We start from the raw sequence: 20,160 nt of genomic DNA on the forward strand, positions 1-20,160 counted from the left end.
TGTGGGCATGGAGAGAGGAAGACGGAGAATTGCCTGTTATTTGATGGATTCCCAGACAATGCCGATTTCGTCAAATGGCACATGTTCCTTGTTCTTGTCCGGTTTCGGAACGCCGTAGTTGGTCCGGAACAGGGGCAGGATGGGAGCTCCCGTTTTAGGATCCTTGCTCATGGGGGCCATTCCAACTTCTTCAAGCAGAAGAGTCATGCCGAATTCACCACCAGGACCTTCACTAACCAGGATTTCAATGGGGTAAACCTTGCCCTGTTCCACCGTGAACTGCTTGCCGGCTGCCACACCGCGCATAGTGTTGTTCCAGTGCCCGGAAGAACTGTATTTGTAGAACGTAACGGGGGGGACATTGATGCCCACTTCCCGGAGTTCCTTTTTCAAGTCGTCATTGCCGGGTTTGCCTTCCATGGCATCAAGCCATTTGGCATTGTTTGCCGTCATTTTTCCCAGAGAAGCGGATTCCCAGCCGTAGTCGAAGACATTCTGTTTATTGAACCGTACTACTAAGTAGTCGTCTCCCAGTCCCACGAATCGGAACGTGCCGGACTTGGGGGCGCGTACTTTTCCCCGGTAAATGGCGAGCCACTGGCTAGGCTTTACTTTGTCATCGCAACCGTAGGCCTTGGGAGCGTCTTTGGCGGGAGTTCTGGGTATGTAGAACTGGGCTGCGTATAATTGTTGCGGAGCCTTGTAAAAACGGTTCAGTTCCGATTCGTTCCAGCCTTTGTTCACGAAGCGAGAAAGGAACTCCCTGTACTGGTTCATGTTCATGTTGGTAGGACGTCCGCCAGGAGTCTGCTTGGTGTCGTAAAAGGTACCTACCAGCGTGCTTCCGGAGGGTTTGGACGTACCGAAGGCGGAGGTAGCGTCTCCCAGGTCGGGGCCGAAGCCGTCCCCCATGCCGAGGGCGGTTCCCTCCTCCAGCATGACAGGTTCATCGGGCGGGTCAATGTCGATCTTGGGGAGGCTCACCGGAGCGGCGGCCGCTGCCACCACGACCTTGACGGGCGTCTCCGCATGGGAGGAAGAGGAAGTTTCCCTCTGTACTTCCGGCGGCGGGGGCGTATCCGACGGCGGCGCATCGTCCGGCGTGATGTAGCCGACGACTTTGGGTTCTTCCGGAGGGGCGATGATGATGGTCAGGGAGTAGAGAATGGCTCCTGCCAAAACGACGGAGAGAATGGATGTCGCTAATGCGGCAATATAATTTTTCCGCCTTTCCTTGCGCAGGGTTTCCACTGCGTCTTCCGTGGGTTCTATATGAAGGCTCATGCATGTATGATAGCACAAGAATCCCATATGTTGAGTAACATGAAGATAACAGGGATAACATGTCGGTAACAAAAAAGGCGCCCTTGCCGTCCTTTCTCCGTATGGGCTTTTCAGCGTTTCCCCCGTCTTTCCGTCCCTCCCGGTGCCAGCGCAATGGCAAGGGTGGAGCAGATGCCCAGAATCAGGGGATAATACAGGTATTTCATGACCAGCAGGGGAGAAACCTGGGAGATTCCGGCGGCCATGAGCATTTGAGCGCCGTAGGGGATGACTCCCTGAACCAGGCAGGAAAAGGTGTCCAGAATGCTGGCGCTGCGTTTGGGTGGGATATGGAATTTGTCGCTTATTTCCTTGGCGATGGGGCCAGCCGTGATGATGACGATCGTATTGTTGGCCGTGCAGAGGTTGGCCAGGGAAACCAGCCCGGCAATGCTGAATTCCGCGCCGCGCCTGCTGTGGATATGGGCCGTAATTTTTCCGATAATATACGCGATACCTCCGTTGAAACGGATGATGGACAGCACGCCGCCGGCCAGCAGAGTGACGATGATCAGTTCTCCCATGCCGGTCATGCCGCTGCCCATGGCTTGGAACCAGGCCATGAAAGAGAAATACCCCATGCCGATGCCAATCAGTCCCGTTGCAAGGAGCCCCATGGTCAGAACGACCATGACGTGGATTCCGGCCAGGGCCGTCACCAGTACGAGCAGATAGGGGAATACCTTCATCCATTCAATGGAGATATCCGCTGTGGAGGGGGACTGCACGTTCCATCCGAGCAGGATGTAGCAGGCCAGGGCCAGCAGGGCGGCGGGGAGCGCCACCTTTATGTTGGCTCGGAATTTGTCCCGCATGGCGCAGCCCTGCGTACGGGTGGCGGCGATCGTGGTGTCTGAAATGAAGGAAAGATTGTCTCCGAAGAATGCTCCCCCCACCACAATGGCCGTCATCATGCCGGCGCTGACCTGCGTGGCCTGTGCCAGCCCTGTGGCTACGGGAGCCAGAGCGACAATGGTGCCTACGGATGTTCCTACGGAGAGGGAGATGAAACAGGAGGCGATGAACACGCTGGCAAACAGCAGATTGTCCGGAAGAAGCCGCAGCGTAAGCTGCACGGTGGCGTCAATGGCTCCCATATCCCTGGCAGACTGGGCGAAGGCTCCTGCCAGCACGAAAATCCAGACCATCATCAGGATGTTCCGGTTGGCTACTCCGGAGGAAAACAGATCCACCCGTTCCGCCATGCTTTTTCCGCGGGTGATGAAAACGGCCCAGACAGCTGCCGCCATAAAGGCTACCGTGACCGGCACAGCGTAAAAATCCTGTACGGCTATGAAGATGACCAGGTAAAGCAAGAAGAAAACCAGCAGGGGGCTCAGCGCCCACAGGCTGGCTTTGGCGGGGGGCGTGTCCTGGTTGTCCGGGGGGCTGGTCATGGAGTTGAGGGGATCTGGCCGAAAAGTCAGTTGCCGACGGCTTCCATCCGGCTCAGATACCACCGGTAAATGCGTTCCACTCCCTCTTCCAGCTCCACCCGGTGTTTCCAGCCCAGGGAATGCAGCTTGGAGACGTCCGTCAGCTTGCGCATGGTGCCGTCCGGCTTGTCTGCGTTGAACGCCAGATTTCCCCGGTACCCTGCCGTAGCGGCAATCAGGCGGGCCAGTCCGCCGATGGAGATTTCTTTCCCGGTGCCGATATTGATGTGGCAGTTCCGCACTTCCCTTCCTCCTTCTTGCAGCTGGCTGAAATCCACTTGCTCCATCACATGGACGCAGGCGTCCGCCATGTCTTCGCTCCACAGGAATTCGCGCAGGGGAGTTCCCGTACCCCACAGTTCCACGGAACCGGGGGTAATGCCGTATTTGGCCAGCACGGCCAGGATTTCCTTTTCTTCAGCCGTGCCGTCCACCTGTTCCACTGGGCGCGCGTTCAGATCTTTCCGCACGGCGTTCCAGTCTCCCTCCATCAGGCACTTGGCCAGGTGTATCTTGCGTACCATGGCGGGCAGCACGTGGCTGTTTTCCAAGTGGAAATTGTCATTGGGGCCGTACAGATTTGTAGGCATGACGGCGATGTAGTTGGTACCGTATTGCAGGTTGAAGCTTTCGCACATTTTCAGCCCTGCTATTTTGGCAATGGCATAGGGTTCGTTGGTGTATTCCAGCGGGGAGGTGAGCAGGGCGTTTTCCTTCATGGGCTGGGGAGCTTCGCGCGGGTAGATGCAGGTGCTCCCCAGGAAGAGGAGCTTGGATACGCCATGCCGGAAGCTTTCCCCGATGACGTTCTGCTGAATCTGGAGATTGCGGAAGATGAAGTCCGCCCGGTAGCGGGAGTTGGCGATGATGCCGCCCACAAACGCCGCTGCCAGAAAGACGTATTCCGGCTTTTCCCGGTCAAAAAATTCCCGGACGGCCGCAGGGTCTTCCAGATCCAGTTCTTTGTGCGTCCGGCCAATCAGGTAGGAATAGCCTTTGTTTTCCAGGGATTTCCAGATGGCGGAACCGACGAGGCCGCGGTGTCCGGCCACAAAGATTCTGCTGTTTTTTTTCATCTCAGAAATGAACGGGAGTTTTTACGTATTTCATGTCGTGGCGCACCATGATGCGCACGAGTTCCTCAAACGGAGTGGAGGTAGGGTTCCAGCCAAGAAGGGTTTTGGCCTTGGTTGGGTCTCCCAACAGTTGTTCAACTTCGGCAGGGCGGAAATATTTGGGGTCCACTTCCACCAGAATATTGCCCGTCTTCCTGTCGCGTCCGCGTTCTTCCACGCCTTCTCCCTCCCATTCCAGCTCTATTCCGGCCTCACGGAAAGCCAGCGTGCAGAATTCCCTGACCGTGTGCATTTCCCCTGTGGCGATGACGAAATCCTCCGGTGTGTCATGCTGGAGAATCAGCCACATGCATTCCACGTAATCCTTGGCGTAACCCCAGTCGCGCAGGGCGTTCAGGTTGCCCAGGTAAAGCTTGTCCTGCATGCCCTGGGCAATGCGTGCCGCCGCCAGCGTGATTTTGCGGGTAACGAAATTTTCTCCGCGGCGTTCGCTTTCGTGGTTGAACAGGATGCCGTTAACGGCAAACATATTGTAAGATTCCCGGTAATTCTTGGTAATCCAGAATCCGTATTGCTTGGCTACGCCGTAGGGTGAACGGGGGTAAAACGGCGTGGTTTCCTTCTGGGGGACTTCCTGCACCAGCCCGAAAAGCTCGGACGTGGAAGCCTGGTAGATGCGGCATTTCTTTTCCATGCCCAGAATGCGGACGGCTTCCAGCATGCGGAGGGTTCCCACGGCATCCGTTTCCGCCGTGTATTCCGGTACGTCAAAGCTGACTTTCACATGGCTCTGGGCTGCCAGATTGTAGATTTCATCCGGCTGCACGGTCTGGATGATGCGGATGAGAGAACTGGAATCCGTCATGTCCCCGTAGTGGAGGTTAATCAGGCGGTTTTTCTTCATGTCCCGCACCCATTCGTCCAGGTAAAGGTGTTCGATGCGGCCCGTGTTGAAGGAGGAGGACCGGCGCAGGATGCCGTGTACTTCATACCCTTTGTCAATCAGGAACTCTGCGAGAAAGGAACCGTCCTGTCCCGTAATGCCGGAGATTAATGCGATTTTGCTCATATGGTGTGTCAGGTTATTTGCTGGCGGGAGAGGTTGATGAAATGAAAAGAAACCTCTCCCGGAGCCGCAATTCATGGGCTCCGGGCATAAATAACGCATTTTTCCCAGCGAGGCGAGGAAAATGCTCTGGTCTATAGGAAGGGGGGGCAGAGCCGTCAGCGGGCATGTTGCCGCTTGCTGGCCGCAATCATTTTCCTGAAATCCCGGAACAGATACTGGGGATCCCTGGGGCCGGGTGCCGCTTCCGGGTGGTATTGCACGCTGAATACGGGAAGCGTCCTGTGGGCGATGCCTTCCACGGTATTGTCATTCAGATTGATCAGCGTTATTTCCACGTTGTCCGGCACGGTGTCCGGATCCACGGCAAAACCGTGGTTCTGGGACGTAATGCTGATTTTACCCGTTTTCAAATCTTTGACCGGATGGTTCGCTCCACGGTGCCCGAACTTCAGCTTGAAGGTTTTCGCTCCCAGCGCGTGGGAAATAATCTGGTGGCCCAGGCAGATGCCGAACATGGGCACTTTCCCAATCAATGCAGCTACTTCCCGGTGAATGTCCGTCAGCGTGGCGGGATCTCCCGGACCATTGGAAAGAAAGACGCCGTCCGGGTTCATGGCAAGCACTTCCTCCGCCGTCGTGTGGGCGGGAACTACGGTTACGCGGAAGCCGTTTTCCCTCAACTGGCGCAGGATGTTGTATTTAATGCCGAAGTCAAAGGCGACGATGTCGTATTCCGCAGGGGGCAGAGTTTTTCCCGTAACCAGCGCGTCCACTTCCTCCGGTGTCATGGGGTGGGAACCGATTTTGTCCACGATATTGCAGCCTTCCATGGAGGGGGCGTTTCTGGCTGCTTCCACGGCTTCCTCCGGCGTCAGCTCCGTGGTGAGGCAGGCGCGCATGGCTCCGGCGGAGCGCAGATGCTTGGCGATTTTGCGGGTATCCACCCCTTCAATGCCGATGACGCCCTGTTTTTCCAGCCACGGGCCCAGGGATTCCGTGGCACGCCAGTTGGAGTGGACTTTCGCCAGTTCCGCCACCACAAAACCGCTGACCTGCGCTTTGCCTGATTCCCCGTCTTCCGGGTTGACGCCGTAATTGCCGATCAGAGGATAAGTCATGGTGACGATCTGGCCGCTGTAGGACGGATCCGTCAATACTTCCTGATAGCCGGTCATGGACGTGTTGAAGCAGGCTTCCCCCACTTCCGTGCCCGTGGCCCCGAAGTGCGAACCGATGAAGACGCTTCCGTCTTCCAGTGCGAGAATGGCTCTCATGGTGATGTAAGTATGCTTAGGTGGTGCGGGATTAAAGGTTTTGGGCGTGGTACTCCTGAATAGTGCACACCTGAAGATTTTTGTTCTTCAGCGCCTCAATGGCATTCACGCAGGCCTGTGCGGAAGCCAGGTTGGTGCAATAGGAGGTTTTGGCGGCAATGGCGGAGGAACGGATGATGATGTCGTCCGCCCGCGCGTCGTGGGAGCCGGGGGTGTTGATGATGAAATCAATATCCCCGTTTTTAATATGGTCCACGATGTTGGGGCGGCGCGCCTCGTTGACTTTGTAGGCGCGTTCGCATTCAATGTCGTGCTGGAGCAGGTGAATCATCGTGCCGCGCGTGGCGCACAGCGTGAATCCCATGTCCGCCAGCTGCCGGGCCATGTGAAGCACCCGTTCCTTGTCCCGGTCATTCACGGAGATGAAGACTTTGCCTTCCGTCGGCAGGGGATTGAATGCACTGACCTGGGATTTTGCGAAAGCGATATCCGGGTCCGGATCAATGCCCATCACCTCTCCGGTGGATTTCATTTCCGGCCCCAGCACCACGTCGATGCCCGGGAAGCGGCCCCATGGGAAAACGGCTTCCTTCACGCAATAGTATTCCGGAGTGATTTCCCGGGTAAAGCCCAGTTCCGCCAGCGTTTTGCCGGCCATGACCTGTGCGGCCAGCTTGGCGAGGGGCTTGCCGATGGATTTGGAGACGAACGGAACGGTGCGGGAGGCGCGCGGATTCACCTCAATGACGTAAAGCTGTTCATCTTTTACGGCAAACTGGATGTTCATCAGCCCGCAGACGTTCAGTTTGCTTGCCAGCTCCTTGGAAGCCCGCGTGATTTCCTTGTGCATTTTCATGGAAATTCCCATGGCGGGAATCATGCTGGCGGAATCCCCTGAATGGATGCCTGCCGGTTCCACATGCTGCATGATGGCTCCGATGACGGCGCGCTCCCTGTCCGCGATGACATCCACGTCAATCTCCACGGCATTTTCCAGGAAGCGGTCAATCAGAACGGGGCGTTCCTCGGAAGCTTCCACGGCTTCATTCATGTACCGGCGCAGTTCTTTTTCCTCATATACGATGATCATGCCGCGTCCGCCCAGCACGAAGGAGGGGCGCAGCAGCACCGGGTAACCGATGCGCGCGGCAATGGCGGCGGCGTCCTCCACATTGGTGGCTGTTCCTGCCTCTGCCTGTTTCAGCCCCAGTTCTTTCAACAGGGCGGAAAAATGTTCGCGGTCTTCCGCCAGGTCAATGGCCCTGGGGCTGGTGCCGATAATAGGCACGCCGTGGGCTTCCAGCGCATTGGCCAGATTCAGCGGCGTCTGTCCTCCGAACTGGACGATGACGCCGTCCGGCTTCTCCTGCTCACAGATATGGAGCACGTCTTCCAGCGTCAGGGGTTCGAAGAAAAGCTTGTCGGAGGAATCATAGTCCGTGGAGACGGTTTCCGGGTTGGAGTTCACGATGATGGTTTCATAGCCCATTTCCCGCAGAGCCATGGAGGCGTGCACGCAGCAGTAGTCGAACTCAATCCCCTGGCCAATGCGGTTTGGGCCGCCGCCCAGGATGAGGATTTTTTTTCTGCCTGTTTCGCGGGCTTCATTTTCATCTCCATAGGTGGAATAAAAGTAGGGGGTGTAGGCTTCAAACTCCGCGGCGCAGGTATCCACCAGCCGATATCCGGGCACAATGCCCTGTTCCTGGCGTTCCTTCCGGATGTTTTCTTCCGTGGTTCTCCGGGCCAGGGCGATCTGCCTGTCGGAAAAGCCCAGCTTCTTGGCTTCCCGCAGATCCAGCTTGTCCAGGCTGTCTCCCGCCTTGGCCAGGTCCTGCATTTGTGCCAGGAACCAGGGATCAATCTGGGTAAGCTGCTGCACTTCATCCAGGGAAAATCCGTTGCTGAACGCCGTTTGAATCCAGAAAATGCGTTCTGCCGTGGGAACAGCCAGTTTCCGCGTGATTTCTTCTGCGGAAGGCGCCTGCGGGGCCTTCGCGTCAAATCCCCAGCCCCAGCGTCCCGTTTCCAGGGAACGCAAGGCCTTTTGCAGGGATTCCTTGAAAGTACGACCGATGGCCATGGCCTCCCCTACGGATTTCATGGACGTGGTCAGGTGTTCGTCCGCCTGCTTGAACTTTTCAAACGTGAAGCGGGGAACCTTGGTAACCACATAGTCGATGGTGGGCTCAAAGCAGGCGGGCGTTTCCCGCGTGATGTCATTCCGCAATTCGTCCAGCGTATAGCCTACGGCCAGTTTGGCGGCCAGTTTGGCAATGGGGAACCCTGTGGCCTTGGAAGCCAGCGCGGAAGAGCGGGAAACGCGGGGGTTCATTTCAATGACAATCATGCGGCCGTTGGTCGGATTAATGGCGAACTGGATGTTGGAACCGCCCGTTTCCACCCCGATCTCCCGGATGACGGCAAAAGAAGCGTCCCTCATGGCCTGGTATTCTCGGTCCGTGAGTGTCTGGATGGGGGCTACGGTGATGGAATCCCCGGTATGCACGCCCATGGGGTCGATGTTCTCAATGGAGCAAATGACGACGCAATTGTCCGCGCGGTCCCTCATTACTTCCATTTCAAACTCTTTCCAGCCGATCAGGGACTCTTCAATCAGGATTTCGGAAACGGGGGAAAGATCCAGCCCCCGGGCGCATATCTCTTCAAATTCCGTTTTGTTGTACGCTACTCCGCCTCCCATGCCGCCCAGCGTAAAGGCGGGGCGGACAATCAGGGGAAAGGTGCCAATATCCCCGGCCACCCGGCGCGCTTCCTCCATGGTATGCGCAATGCCGGAACGCGGCACGTCCAGGCCAATGCGGAGCATGGCTTCCTTGAACAGGTTGCGGTCCTCCCCGCGGTCAATGGCGTCTGCGTTGGCACCGATCATACGCACCTTTTCCCTTTCCAGCACGCCGCTGCGGTGCAGTTCCATGGCGCAGTTCAGGGCTGTCTGCCCGCCCAGGGTCGGGAGGAGGGCATCCGGTTTTTCCCGGATGATGATTTTCTCCACGAACTCCGGAGTAATCGGTTCAATATAAGTGCGCGGAGCTGTCTCCGGGTCCGTCATGATGGTGGCGGGATTGGAGTTGACCAGCACTACTTCATAACCCTCTTCCCGGAGGGCTTTGCAGGCCTGGGTGCCGGAGTAGTCGAATTCGCAGCCCTGGCCGATGACGATCGGGCCGGACCCGATCACGAGAATCTTTTTGATGGAGGTGTCTTTAGGCATAATGGCGATGGAAGAATCCTGTAGTCCTGGACCGCGGATTTCCGCCGGGGGAATTAAGTGCCCGCCGGGCTCCGGAGGAAAGTTTTTTTACGGTCAATGACGCGGATTTTTAGAGCGTGGGGAACGGTGGAAAACGGAAGAGGAAGGAGGCCGGAGCAAGGCGCGCCAAGGCTCCGGAGCCGTGCCTTCCCTGCGGGCAGAGGCTTGACCCGCGAGGGGGGCGGCACAACTCCGGAGCTCGTCGGTGCACCCACTAATAGATGAACAGCATTTCCCGGTACTTGGGGAGAGGCCAGGACCGGTCGTTCACCAGGGTTTCTGCGGCATCGACGCTGGTTCTCAATCGGGACATCGCGGCAAGGATGTCCTCATGGCAGCTCGTAAGCGCCGTTTCCAGGGTATCCAGGTCGGATACGATGGAATCCAGGGCGTCGCCCAGCTTGTCCGCCAGCTTCTGCAGGGCGGCGGTACCGTTGGTCCGCTTGGCTTCCAGCGCCCTGGAGAGCGCGGCAACGGTTTGCCCGTATTCGTTGCGCAGGGCGGGGAGGATGATGGTGGCCGCCATTTCCCAGGACAGGCGCCCTTCAATGCGGATGCGTCTGTGGTATTCTTCCAGGAAAATCTCAAACCTGGATTCCAGCTCCCGCCTGGAAAAGACGCCGTATTTTTCAAACAGGGCCACATTCTTTTCATTCACCAGGGTGTGAAGGGCCGTCATCGTATTTTTCAGGTTGGGGAGGCCTCTGCGTTCCGCTTCCTTCACCCATTCCTCCGAATAGTTGTCTCCGTTGAAGATGATTCTCTTGTGTTCGGAAATCCTGCGCTTGAGCGTTTCCTGAAGCTGCGGCAGGAATGTTTCCGGAGCGAAGGAAGAAAGTTCTTCCGCAAGGGAGTCGAGGGCTTCCGCCACAATGGTGTTCAGGGTCATCATGGGTCCCGCGCAGGATTGGGCGGAGCCCGGTGCTCGGAATTCAAATTTGTTGCCGGTGAAGGCAAACGGGCTGGTGCGGTTGCGGTCCGTCGCGTCCCGGGGAAGGACGGGAAGCGTATCCACGCCGATTTTGAGCGTATCGTTGCGTTTGCCGCAGCCGGAAGAGCCATTGATCATATTCTCAATCACTTCATTGAGCTGGGCTCCCAGGAAAATGGAGATAATGGCGGGGGGCGCTTCGTTCGCTCCCAGGCGGTGGTCGTTCCCGGCGCTGGCCACGGAATTGCGCAACAGGTCGCTGTGCTTGTCAACAGCCTCGATGATGGCGGTCAGGACGGTCAGGAAAATGGCGTTCTGCTGCGGGTCCGAACCGGGGTCCAGCAGGTTTTTGTTTCCGTAGGAAATGGACCAGTTGTTATGCTTGCCGGAACCGTTGACGCCTGCAAATGGCTTTTCATGAAGCAGGCATACCAGGCCATGCTTGCTGGCCTGCTGGCGCAGAATCTCCATCACCAGCATGTTATGGTCGATCGCCAGGTTCACGTCCTCAAACAGAGGGGCCAGTTCAAATTGCGCGGGCGCCACTTCGTTGTGGCGGGTCTTGGCAGGGATTCCCAGTCTCCAGAGTTCCTGTTCCACGTCACTCATGAAATTAAGGACACGAGGCTTGATGGAGCCGAAATAATGGTCTTCCAGCTGCTGGTGCTTGGCGGGAGGTGCGCCGAAAAGGGTGCGCCCCGTCTGGACCAGGTCCGGGCGGTTCAGGTAAAAATTCTTGTCAATGAGGAAGTACTCCTGTTCCGGTCCCAGCGTGATGGTCACGTGTTCGTCCGGAAGCCCGAAGCACTTCATCAGCTTCTTGACGGCGTTGCCCAATGCCTGGCGGGAGCGCAGCAGCGGAGTCTTCTTATCCAGCGCGTCTCCCGTATAGGAACAGTAGGCGGTAGGGATGCAGAGCGTGGCTCCGTTCCCGTGCCTCTTGATGAAGGCGGGGCTGGTGGGATCCCAGGCGGTGTATCCGCGGGCCTCAAAAGTGCAGCGCAGGCCGCCGGAAGGGAAACTGGACGCGTCCGGTTCGCTCACAATCAGGTTTTTGCCGGAGAAGCTCATGATGGGTTCCATTCCCTTGGGGTCCAGGAAGGAATCGTGCTTCTCCGCCGTGGAGCCCGTCATGGGCTGGAACCAGTGCGTATAGTGAGTGGCTCCCCGTTCCAGAGCCCACTGCTTCATGGCATGGGCCACATCTGCGGCAATGTCCGCGTTCAGAGGAAGTCCGTCCTGGATAGTGGCCAGGAGGGTTTTTGCCGTATCTTTGGGCAGGTACTTCTTCATCACTTCCGTGCTGAAGACATCCGCTCCGTAATAATCAATGCTGACCGGGGCGCTTTCGCTAGCTCCGCCCACGGGCAGGGAAGCGATGGCGCTGATGGCTTGTGTTCGTGTCGAGTCACTCATCATGGTTAACTGTTGTACCTTTTCTTTAGCAAGAAGCGTGCCAACTTTTCAGGTAAATGTTCTCATGAATATGTTGCTAATTTTAATTTATTGATTATTAGTGAAATATGAATATTATGGCGAAGGGGCTGCAAAAAAGGGAAACAAAACTGCGCATAAGAATGAATTACAAAAATGTAAAATCGCAACAAAAGGGTGATTACAAAAATGTAAAAAATTCTTCTTGGGGGGAACGATATTTTTATTCCGCTTCAAAATGTCCTGTTATGCCGGCAGCCGCGTCAGGCTTTGTAAAACGGGGGTAAAACAGTTTGAAAGCGGGAAAATAGAAAGTCTGGGCAATGTTGGCACGGTTTTTGCTACGAATAAGTCAACTTAACCCAAACAAAACAGCAAACTGATGAATAGCGATCAATTTGAGACAGGCATTCCCGCGCCGCAGGGATTGTATGATTTTGAACAGGAGAGGGACGCCTGCGGCGTTGGCCTGGTGGCTGACCTGAAAAATGAACCGAGCCACAAAATCATTGAAACGGGGATTACTGTTCTTAAGAGGCTCATGCACCGCGGCGCCGTGGGGAGCGATCCGGATACCGGGGACGGCGCGGGCATTCTGCTGGCCCTTCCGGATGAATTTTTCCGCCTGGCGCTTCCCAACAAGCTTCCCGCCAGAGGCAAATACGGGGTGGCCATGATGTTCGGCGGATGCGGCCATGAAGAGGAATTGGAAGCCGCCGTCACGGAAAACGGCGGCAGCGTGATTGCGTGGAGGCAGGTTCCCGTGGATCGGGACAGCATCGGTAAAAACGCCCAGCGCACGTGCCCCCTGATCCGTCAGTTGTTCATTGACGGCAGCGGTTTTGCGGATCAGGCGGAATTTGAACGCAAACTGTTCGTGATGCGCCGGGAAATGGAACGGCGCGTGGAAGGCTGTTATGTGTGCAGCTGCTCCAGCCGCAGCATTGTGTACAAGGGGCTGTTCCTCGGCACGCAGATTGAAGGATTTTACGGAGATCTGGCCAGCGAGCATTTCAAATCCCCCCTGGCTCTTGTCCACCAGCGCTACAGCACGAATACGTTCCCAACCTGGAGCCTGGCCCATCCCTTCAGGTATCTGGCCCACAACGGGGAAATCAATACCCTGCGCGGGAACCTGAATCACCTGAGCGTGCGTGAGCCGCATTTGTCTTCCACTCTGCTGGGGGATGACCTGCAAAAGCTGTTGCCTCTTATTCCCCCCGGCCAGAGCGATTCCGCCTGCCTGGACAACATGGTTGAGCTGCTGGCCGCCGCCGGACGGGACCTGCGCCATGTCATGCTTATGCTCATGCCGCAGGCCTGGGGCGTCAATTACCATTTGGGGCCGGATGTGCGCGGTTTCTTTGAATACCACTCCGCCATGATGGAGCCCTGGGACGGTCCGACCGCCGTCGTTTTTTCCGATGGTATCAATGCTGGCGCCATGCTGGACCGCAACGGCCTGCGCCCCGCGCGCTATACGCTGACCACGGATGATATTTTCATTCTGGCTTCGGAAACGGGCGTGGCGGACATTCCCGCGGAAAAAGTAGCCCGCAAAGGCCGCCTCCGTCCCGGGGAGATGATTTACTGCGACCTGGTGAACCACCGGCTGGTATCCGATGCTGAAACCAAGAATGAAATGGCCAGGCGCATGCCTTACCGCCGCTGGGTGGAGAAAAACAAGATTTCCGTCCGTTCTCTGTTTGATTCCATTTCCGCTTCTGCGGAAATGCCGGACCTCGTGGGCCGCCAGCGCCAGTTCGGATTTACCCAGGAGGATGTGGAGCTGATTATCCGTCCCATGATGCTGAAAGGCGCGGAGCCCCTCGGCTCCATGGGAAATGACGCGCCGCTGGCCGTCCTCTCCGGAAAGGCGCCTCTCCTGTTCAATTATTTCAAGCAGTTGTTCGCCCAGGTGACCAACCCTCCCATCGACCCCATCCGGGAGGAACTGGTCATGAGCCTGACCACATACATAGGCAACCATCCCAACATTCTGGAAGAGACGCCGGAGCACGCCCGTCTTATCAAGATGGCGCGCCCCGTCATTACGGATGAAGAACTCAACCGCCTCTGCAATATTCGGGAGGCCGGCTTCCCTTCCGCCAGGCTTTCCATCCAGTTCCCGGAAGGAGGGGACGGAAAAGCCCTGCGGGAGACGCTGGAAAGCCTGGCAGAATCCGCCGTGGGCCTGGTCAGGTCCGGCGTGCGCATTCTGGTGCTGACGGACCGCAACATAGGGCACGGCTACCTTCCCGTTCCCAGCCTTTTGGCCTGTTCCGTGGTGAACCGCGCGCTGACGTCCGCCGGGCTGCGTTCCGATGTGGGTCTGATTCTGGAAACCGGGGAGGCGAGGGAAACAATGCACTTTGCTCTGCTTCTGGGTTTCGGGGCCACGGCAGTCAATCCGTACCTGGCTCTGGCGACGGTTACTTCCCTGGCCGCGCCGCAGGACTGCCCTCTGGATGTAGTGAAAGCCTCCGGCAACTACATTAATGCCATAGACAAGGGACTGCTCAAAATCATGTCCAAGATGGGCATTTCCACGTTGCGCAGCTACCGCTCCTCCCAGCTGTTCGAGGCGGTGGGTCTAAACCGGGAACTGATTGACGAATTCTTTCCCGGCACCGTCAGCCGCGTAGGAGGCATAGGGCTGGATGAAATAGCCGCGGAATGCAACCAGCGCGCCGTGCAAAACGCGGAACACGGGGACAAGCTGGATGCGGGAGGGCAGTACAAGTATAAGAAAGGAGGGGAGAATCATCTCTGGAATCCGCAGACACTTCAGGCTTTCCGCGCTGCCGTGCGTGACAATGACGAACGGAAATACCGGGAATTCGCGGATTACAGCAACCGTCAGGCGCAGCATCTCTGCACTTTGCGCGGCCTGTTTGAATTTGCTCCGGCAGACGCTATCCCCCTGGAAGAAGTGGAAAGCGTGGATTCCATCTTGCGCCGTTTCGTTTCCGGAGCCATGTCTTTGGGGTCCCTCAGCCCGGAAGCCCATGAAACCATCGCCATTGCGATGAATAAAATCGGAGCCAAAAGCAATTCCGGGGAAGGGGGGGAAGATGAAGCCCGCTATGAACCCAACGCCCGGGGAGAAGCCCGCTACAGCGCCATCAAGCAGGTGGCGAGCGGGCGTTTTGGAGTGACCATTAATTATCTGCGCCACGCTTCCGAGCTCCAGATTAAGATGGCCCAGGGGGCCAAGCCCGGGGAGGGGGGCCAGCTCCCGGCGCACAAGGTGGATCCATACATCGCCCGGCTGCGCCATTCCATGCAGAACGTCAGCCTCATATCTCCTCCTCCGCATCATGACATTTACTCCATTGAAGACCTGGCCCAGTTAATTTACGATCTGCGCAACTCCAATCCGGATGCCCGTGTCTCCGTCAAGCTTGTTTCCGAGGTGGGCATCGGCGCGGTTGCCGCGGGTGTGGTGAAGGCCCATGCGGATGTGGTTGTGGTCAGCGGCCACGACGGCGGCACGGGCGCCTCTCCGCTCACCAGCGTAAAGCACGCCGGACTGCCGTGGGAGCTGGGGCTGGCGGAAACGCAGCAGACGCTGGTGCTCAACAAGCTCCGTTCCCGGGTCCGGCTCCAGGTGGACGGCCAGCTGCGCACCGGGAGGGACGTCGTGATGGCCGCCCTGCTGGGGGCGGAGGAATTCGGTTTCGGAACCGCCATCCTGGTTTCCATCGGCTGCGCCATGCTCCGCAGGTGCCATGAAAATACGTGCCCGGTAGGCGTCGCCACGCAGGATCCGGCCCTGAGGGCCAAATTCAGCGGCAAGCCGGAATACGTCATCAACTACCTCCGCTTCGTGGCCCAGGAAACGCGGGAAATCCTGGCATCCCTGGGGCTTCGTTCCCTGGATGAAGCCGTAGGCAGGGCAGATCTGCTTTCCGTCAACCGCGCCATAGATTTTTACAAGGCCCGGCATTTGGACTTTTCCTCCATCCTGCATGCGGCAGAGGGGGATGGACGCAGGTTTGACCCCTCTTTTGAAAAGGAACCGCTGGACAACTACGACCGCCGCCATCTGCTGCCGGCATTGAAGCCCCTGCTGGAAAAGGGGGAAAAGACGGAACTCTGCCGAGACGTCCGCAATGTGGACCGGACGGTGGGGACGGAACTTTCCGGTGAGCTGGTGATGAAATTCGGGCCGCGCGGCCTGGCGGAAGATACGCTTACGGTGCACTTTACCGGATGCGCGGGGCAAAGCTTCGGGGCTTTTCTGGCGCCTGGCGTCACCTTTGAACTTGTCGGGGAGGCGAATGACTTTGTCGGGAAGGGCTTGTCCGGCGGCAAAATCATCGTGCGCCCCCCGGATCATATCTCCTACGTACCGTCAGACAACGTCATCGCCGGAAACGTCATCGGCTATGGGGCCACTTCCGGCGGCATCTTCCTTCACGGGCAGGCCGGGGAACGTTTCGCCATCCGCAACAGCGGCGCCAAAATGGTAGTGGAAGGCATCGGCGACCACGGCTGTGAATACATGACCGGGGGCCGTGTGGCGGTGCTCGGCAAAGTGGGCGTCAATTTCGCCGCGGGGATGACCGGCGGCCTGGCCTACGTGTATGACGCGGACAACAACTTCGATCAGAAATGCAACCTGGGCAGCGTGGACCTGGAAACGGTCATGCCGCATTCCGCCGATGAAGCGGAATTGCTTCAGCTCATTTACGAGCATTACATGGCTACCAGGAGCCGCAGGGCTTACGACCTGTTAAACAACTGGCCGGAAGAACGCGGCAAATTCATCAAGGTATTCCCGGTGGAATACCGGCATGCCCTGGCCATGCATTCCTGAAAGAAGCATGCAGCAGTTTTCTGTTGTTTGGGGTAAGGCAGGGGCCTCCGCGGGTGCGGAGGCCCCCATTTTTTGATAGGCCTGTATGCCGTTTCATGGCCGGGCATGTTGGCGCCGCTTTTCCTGCTTAAGCCATTCCGCATTTGAAGACTAATGTTCCGGATAAGGAGGTTTTCATGACCATACTGTCAGTTGATAGAGAAATGCGGCTGCGAGGGGGATGGTGGTTGCGGTTGATGTCAGGAGGAAGGTCAAATGTTCCAGCAATGCCCGGTTCTGAGCGGATTATGAATTCGAAGTCAACAGGAAAGTTTGAATGGAAATGTGTTAGTGGAGTTTTGGTTTTGGAAATTCGGCTGGATGGCAATTGATAAAAAAGTGAATTGAAAGGTAACTGATTGGTATTCTTGTTATTTAGTTATTCAGGGAATTGCCGCGAATTCATAATCCGTTAGGTTTGCTCCAGTGGGTGTTTGGCATTTTCTGCCAAGCTGCTCCAATTAACTACGCAATGAATATATGACGAGGAAAACCGGCCCTCTCCACCTGGAGAGGGCCGGTTTTTTGAGGAAATTCTGTAAGGGAGTTCCTTTCCCTTTTTTGAGGCTTGCGCCGGCAGAATGTTTTTTCCTGCGCCTTTTCATGAAAAAGTGCGGCCGCGGAGGGGCGGACGCACTTGCAGAGGCGGAAGGCAGAGCAGGGATTCCTACTTTTTAGGCGTTATATTGCGCATGTTGCGGCCTTTAGCTTTGCGCTGCTGTTCTTCCAGGGCCGCACGCTGCTGCTCCATCATCTTTTGGAAAAAGCCCGACTTTTTCTTTTTGGCGGGGGAAAGCACGGGCATGGGCAAGCGGCGGATAAGGGCTGTTTGTCCTATGGAGATCAAATTCTGCGTGGTCCAGTACAGGGCCAGGGCGGAAGCGAAATTGTAACAGAACAGGAAGAACATTACAGGCATCAGGTTCATAATAATGCGCTGGGAGCGTTCTCCCGCCTGAGGCGTCATCCTCATCTGAATAATCATGGTTACAGCCATGATGAGAGGCAGAATATTGATTGGAATGCCGAACAGGTGGCCCACGGTATCAGGCAGGGAAAGATCCGTCATCCACAGGCAGAAGGGCTGCCCTCTCAGTTCCGCGGAATACTGGAGCACACGGTAAAAGGCAAAGAAAATGGGAATCTGGATGAGCATGGGGACGCAGCCGCTGGCCGGGTTGATGCCGTATTTCTGGTACAGCTTCATCATTTCCATGTTCACCTTCTGAGGGTCGTCCGGATATTTCTCCTTGAGTTTGACCATCTCCGGCTGAACCAGGGACATGCGTTTCATGGCCATATAGGATTTTTTGTGCAGCGGCCAGATAAGAGCACGGACAACGATGGTCATGCAGATGATGGCCACGCCCCAGTTGCCGAACCATCCGTGGAAGAGGTTGAGCAGCCAGTTCATCGGAACGCTCAGGAATACGAGCCAGCCGTATGCCATGATATCGCTGATGGCGGGATAGGAAAGATTCAGGTCACGCAGGTAGGCGTTGAATTTGGGGCCGGTGTAAATATCGTAGGTGAGCGTCTTGATTTCATTGGGGGCCATGGTCAGATTGGGGATTCCCATGGCCACGGTGACGCCGGGCACCAGGGTGTTGCCTTCATGCGTCAAAGGAAATTCCTGGCGGGTGGCGTACACGGTGGACCCCCTGGACTGGTCCTGGGGAAGAAGGATGGTGGCGTAATACTGGCTCATGACGCCGGCATAAGTCAGGTCCTGGAGAGGGCCTTCCAGGACGCGGGCCTTGGCACTGCTGAAAAAGCCGCCTGTGAAATAGGAAGGCACTTCCTGTTCCAGGGAGCCGTCTGCATGGTAAAAGAAATGGGTGTAGGTATCTTTTGGTTCGCTTTTGGCGATAGGATAGGCGCTCCCGCCGAAGATGCCCATGTAGCGCAGATCCTGGACATTGGGAGATTTATTGAGCAGGGAGACGGTCAGGCGAATGAGATATTTGCTGCCGGGCAATATTTCACCTTCCAGATTTTTGACGGGGTGCAGGGTGTACGTTTTTGAGATGAAAAGCTGCCGTGCGGGGTCATAGCCTTCCAGGGTTACGGAGTCCGCCGTGCGTTTCACTTCCTTATACACGGTGTTGTCATAGGAAGGATCCTGGGTGGCATCCATGTTGAAAACGAGTTCTCCGATGCCCCGTTGCTGGGCTTCGTTAATCGTGATATTATGGTCCGCGACTTTTTGGGAGTCCACAATATCGTTGTGCAGGGTAACCGTGCCGATGGAACCCCCTATGCGGTTGAACGTGTAAGTGATGAAGGGTTGCTGCTTCCCGTTCACTTCCTGCGTGGCTACCAGAGTGATCGGGGCGGTTTTGTCTTCTTCAAGGGCTTTGTTGACGGAGGCCTGTTCCGGGGCGGAGGTTCCGGCTCCGGGGCGGACGCCGGCAACCGGGGCATTGGCTGCGGCGACAGCCGTCTGCGGTGCGGGAATGGGGGCGGTTTCAGCCTTTTTATTGTTGCCCATGTAAATATTCAGGCCCAGAAGGGCGGCGCAGATGCCTATGATGATCCATGCTGTGCGATCCATAATGTGATATAGCTTGATTGGAGTTGGTGAAAGGAAAGGGAAAGAAAGGTAATTGTTCAGCGTGGGTGGCGCGCCGGGGGCACGGGATCATAACCTGATCCGCCCCACGGGTTGCATCTTAAAATACGCCATGTGCCAAGAAGAAAGCCGCGCCAGGCTCCGTGGATGTGAACGGCCTGGATGAAGTACTGGGAACAAGTGGGTGTATAGCGGCAGCCGCTTCCGGGGCCCCCCAGGGCATGCAGGGGAGCGCTGATGAAGGTTTGGTATCCCTTTACAAGGGTGATGAGCAGCCATTTCATCATGTCTTGTCTTGTTCCCGGGAAAGAAGTTGCAATTTGAGTTTTCGGGCGGCTTTCCGCCAGTCCCGTTCCAGGTCGGCGTAGCTGGCTTCCACGGCCCTCCAGCGGAGGACGCACACCAGGTGTACGCCGTTTTCAAAAGGAGCCCCGTGCGCCCTCAGTATTTCCCTCACGCGTCTCCGCAGTTTGTTGCGGACAACGGCACAGCCGATTTTTTTCGTACAGATGATACCGAATTTGGAGGGTTCCTCCGGATGTTCCAAAGGGGTCGCGCTTAAAACAATAAGCCGACCTGCTACGGATGGCCCCTCGTTACGTACCCGGGCAAATTGGAATGCCCTGGTCATGCTTTGTTGACGAGTAAGACGCATCTCCCGCGGGTCGGCCCGTGAAAAGAAGTTCCAAGGAGGCGTTAACCGAATCCTGGCGGCTGGATTAACGGCCGTGCTGGATGGTGTGGCGCTTGTACTGGATTTCGGCTCCCTTGGGAAGCAGGCGCTTGCGGCCTTTAGCGCGGCGGCGGCGGATGATGTCCGCTCCGTTCTTGGTGGCCATGCGTGCACGGAATCCGAACTGACGCTTGCGGCAACGCTTGGATGGTTGATAAGTCCTCTTGCTCATGATGT

Annotated in this window: 12 protein-coding genes; 1 reads left to right on the forward strand and 11 read right to left on the reverse strand. The window is 56.9% G+C overall.

The window, feature by feature from the left end; translation table 11 throughout:
* Positions 1-36: 36 nt before the first annotated feature.
* From BHW66_RS03990 to BHW66_RS04020, 7 genes are all read right to left on the reverse strand, one after another.
* Positions 37-1,284 carry a hypothetical protein gene (locus BHW66_RS03990; RefSeq protein WP_012420286.1) on the reverse strand — a complete coding sequence of 416 codons (1,248 nt, stop codon included), beginning with the start codon at positions 1,282-1,284 and terminating at the stop codon, positions 37-39.
* 110 nt (positions 1,285-1,394) lie between these two features.
* Positions 1,395-2,720: a Na+/H+ antiporter NhaC family protein gene (locus tag BHW66_RS03995; protein WP_285605524.1), complete on the reverse strand. Its 1,326-nt coding sequence runs from the start codon at positions 2,718-2,720 to the stop codon at positions 1,395-1,397.
* Between the two features lie 26 nt (positions 2,721-2,746).
* Positions 2,747-3,835, reverse strand: coding sequence for a GDP-L-fucose synthase (locus BHW66_RS04000; protein ID WP_182916694.1), 1,089 nt, complete (start codon positions 3,833-3,835; stop codon positions 2,747-2,749).
* A gap of 1 nt (position 3,836) precedes the next feature.
* Positions 3,837-4,904: a GDP-mannose 4,6-dehydratase gene (gmd, locus tag BHW66_RS04005; RefSeq protein WP_012420289.1), complete on the reverse strand. Its 1,068-nt coding sequence runs from the start codon at positions 4,902-4,904 to the stop codon at positions 3,837-3,839.
* 155 nt (positions 4,905-5,059) lie between these two features.
* Positions 5,060-6,178, reverse strand: a complete 1,119-nt coding sequence (carA, locus tag BHW66_RS04010) for a glutamine-hydrolyzing carbamoyl-phosphate synthase small subunit (RefSeq protein ID WP_046435316.1) — start codon at positions 6,176-6,178, stop codon at positions 5,060-5,062.
* Positions 6,179-6,209: 31 nt separating this feature from the next.
* The gene (carB, locus tag BHW66_RS04015; protein WP_102732081.1) at positions 6,210-9,413 is read right to left on the reverse strand and encodes a carbamoyl-phosphate synthase large subunit; all 3,204 of its coding nucleotides are present in this window, start codon (positions 9,411-9,413) and stop codon (positions 6,210-6,212) included.
* A 253-nt stretch (positions 9,414-9,666) separates the two neighbouring features.
* Positions 9,667-11,802: a glutamine synthetase III gene (locus BHW66_RS04020; protein WP_022197680.1), complete on the reverse strand. Its 2,136-nt coding sequence runs from the start codon at positions 11,800-11,802 to the stop codon at positions 9,667-9,669.
* A gap of 397 nt (positions 11,803-12,199) precedes the next feature.
* On the opposite strand from BHW66_RS04020, the gene gltB reads away from it, so the two are divergent.
* The gene (gene gltB, locus BHW66_RS04025) at positions 12,200-16,639 is read left to right on the forward strand and encodes a glutamate synthase large subunit (protein ID WP_102734461.1); all 4,440 of its coding nucleotides are present in this window, start codon (positions 12,200-12,202) and stop codon (positions 16,637-16,639) included.
* 706 nt (positions 16,640-17,345) lie between these two features.
* Here the strand turns inward: gltB and yidC are convergent.
* The 4 genes from yidC to rpmH all read right to left on the reverse strand — a co-directional run bounded on the left by yidC (position 17,346) and on the right by rpmH (position 20,155).
* The gene (gene yidC, locus BHW66_RS04030; protein ID WP_022197678.1) at positions 17,346-19,232 is read right to left on the reverse strand and encodes a membrane protein insertase YidC; all 1,887 of its coding nucleotides are present in this window, start codon (positions 19,230-19,232) and stop codon (positions 17,346-17,348) included.
* Between the two features lie 56 nt (positions 19,233-19,288).
* Positions 19,289-19,537 carry a membrane protein insertion efficiency factor YidD gene (gene yidD / locus BHW66_RS04035; protein ID WP_012420295.1) on the reverse strand — a complete coding sequence of 83 codons (249 nt, stop codon included), beginning with the start codon at positions 19,535-19,537 and terminating at the stop codon, positions 19,289-19,291.
* A complete protein-coding gene (gene rnpA, locus BHW66_RS04040; RefSeq protein WP_102732083.1) occupies positions 19,534-19,905 on the reverse strand; it encodes a ribonuclease P protein component in 372 nt (123 codons plus the stop codon). Before rnpA ends, yidD begins: the two co-directional genes overlap by 4 nt.
* A 64-nt stretch (positions 19,906-19,969) precedes the next feature.
* Complete coding sequence (gene rpmH, locus BHW66_RS04045; RefSeq protein ID WP_012420297.1) at positions 19,970-20,155, reverse strand: 50S ribosomal protein L34; 186 nt, start codon at positions 20,153-20,155, stop codon at positions 19,970-19,972.
* Between the last annotated feature and the right edge of the window lie 5 nt (positions 20,156-20,160).

It is taken from the genome of Akkermansia sp. 54_46 (genome assembly GCF_001917295.1).
GTDB lineage: Bacteria > Verrucomicrobiota > Verrucomicrobiia > Verrucomicrobiales > Akkermansiaceae > Akkermansia > Akkermansia muciniphila.

Coding starts and splice junctions, on each gene's coding strand:
- BHW66_RS03990 (WP_012420286.1), bottom strand. CDS start 1,284: ATGAGCCTTCATATAGAACCCACGGAAGACGCAGTGGAAACCCTGCGC.
- BHW66_RS03995 (WP_285605524.1), bottom strand. CDS start 2,720: ATGACCAGCCCCCCGGACAACCAGGACACGCCCCCCGCCAAAGCCAGC.
- BHW66_RS04000 (WP_182916694.1), bottom strand. CDS start 3,835: ATGAAAAAAAACAGCAGAATCTTTGTGGCCGGACACCGCGGCCTCGTC.
- gmd (WP_012420289.1), bottom strand. CDS start 4,904: ATGAGCAAAATCGCATTAATCTCCGGCATTACGGGACAGGACGGTTCC.
- carA (WP_046435316.1), bottom strand. CDS start 6,178: ATGAGAGCCATTCTCGCACTGGAAGACGGAAGCGTCTTCATCGGTTCG.
- carB (WP_102732081.1), bottom strand. CDS start 9,413: ATGCCTAAAGACACCTCCATCAAAAAGATTCTCGTGATCGGGTCCGGC.
- BHW66_RS04020 (WP_022197680.1), bottom strand. CDS start 11,802: ATGATGAGTGACTCGACACGAACACAAGCCATCAGCGCCATCGCTTCC.
- gltB (WP_102734461.1), top strand. CDS start 12,200: ATGAATAGCGATCAATTTGAGACAGGCATTCCCGCGCCGCAGGGATTG.
- yidC (WP_022197678.1), bottom strand. CDS start 19,232: ATGGATCGCACAGCATGGATCATCATAGGCATCTGCGCCGCCCTTCTG.
- yidD (WP_012420295.1), bottom strand. CDS start 19,537: ATGATGAAATGGCTGCTCATCACCCTTGTAAAGGGATACCAAACCTTC.
- rnpA (WP_102732083.1), bottom strand. CDS start 19,905: ATGCGTCTTACTCGTCAACAAAGCATGACCAGGGCATTCCAATTTGCC.
- rpmH (WP_012420297.1), bottom strand. CDS start 20,155: ATGAGCAAGAGGACTTATCAACCATCCAAGCGTTGCCGCAAGCGTCAG.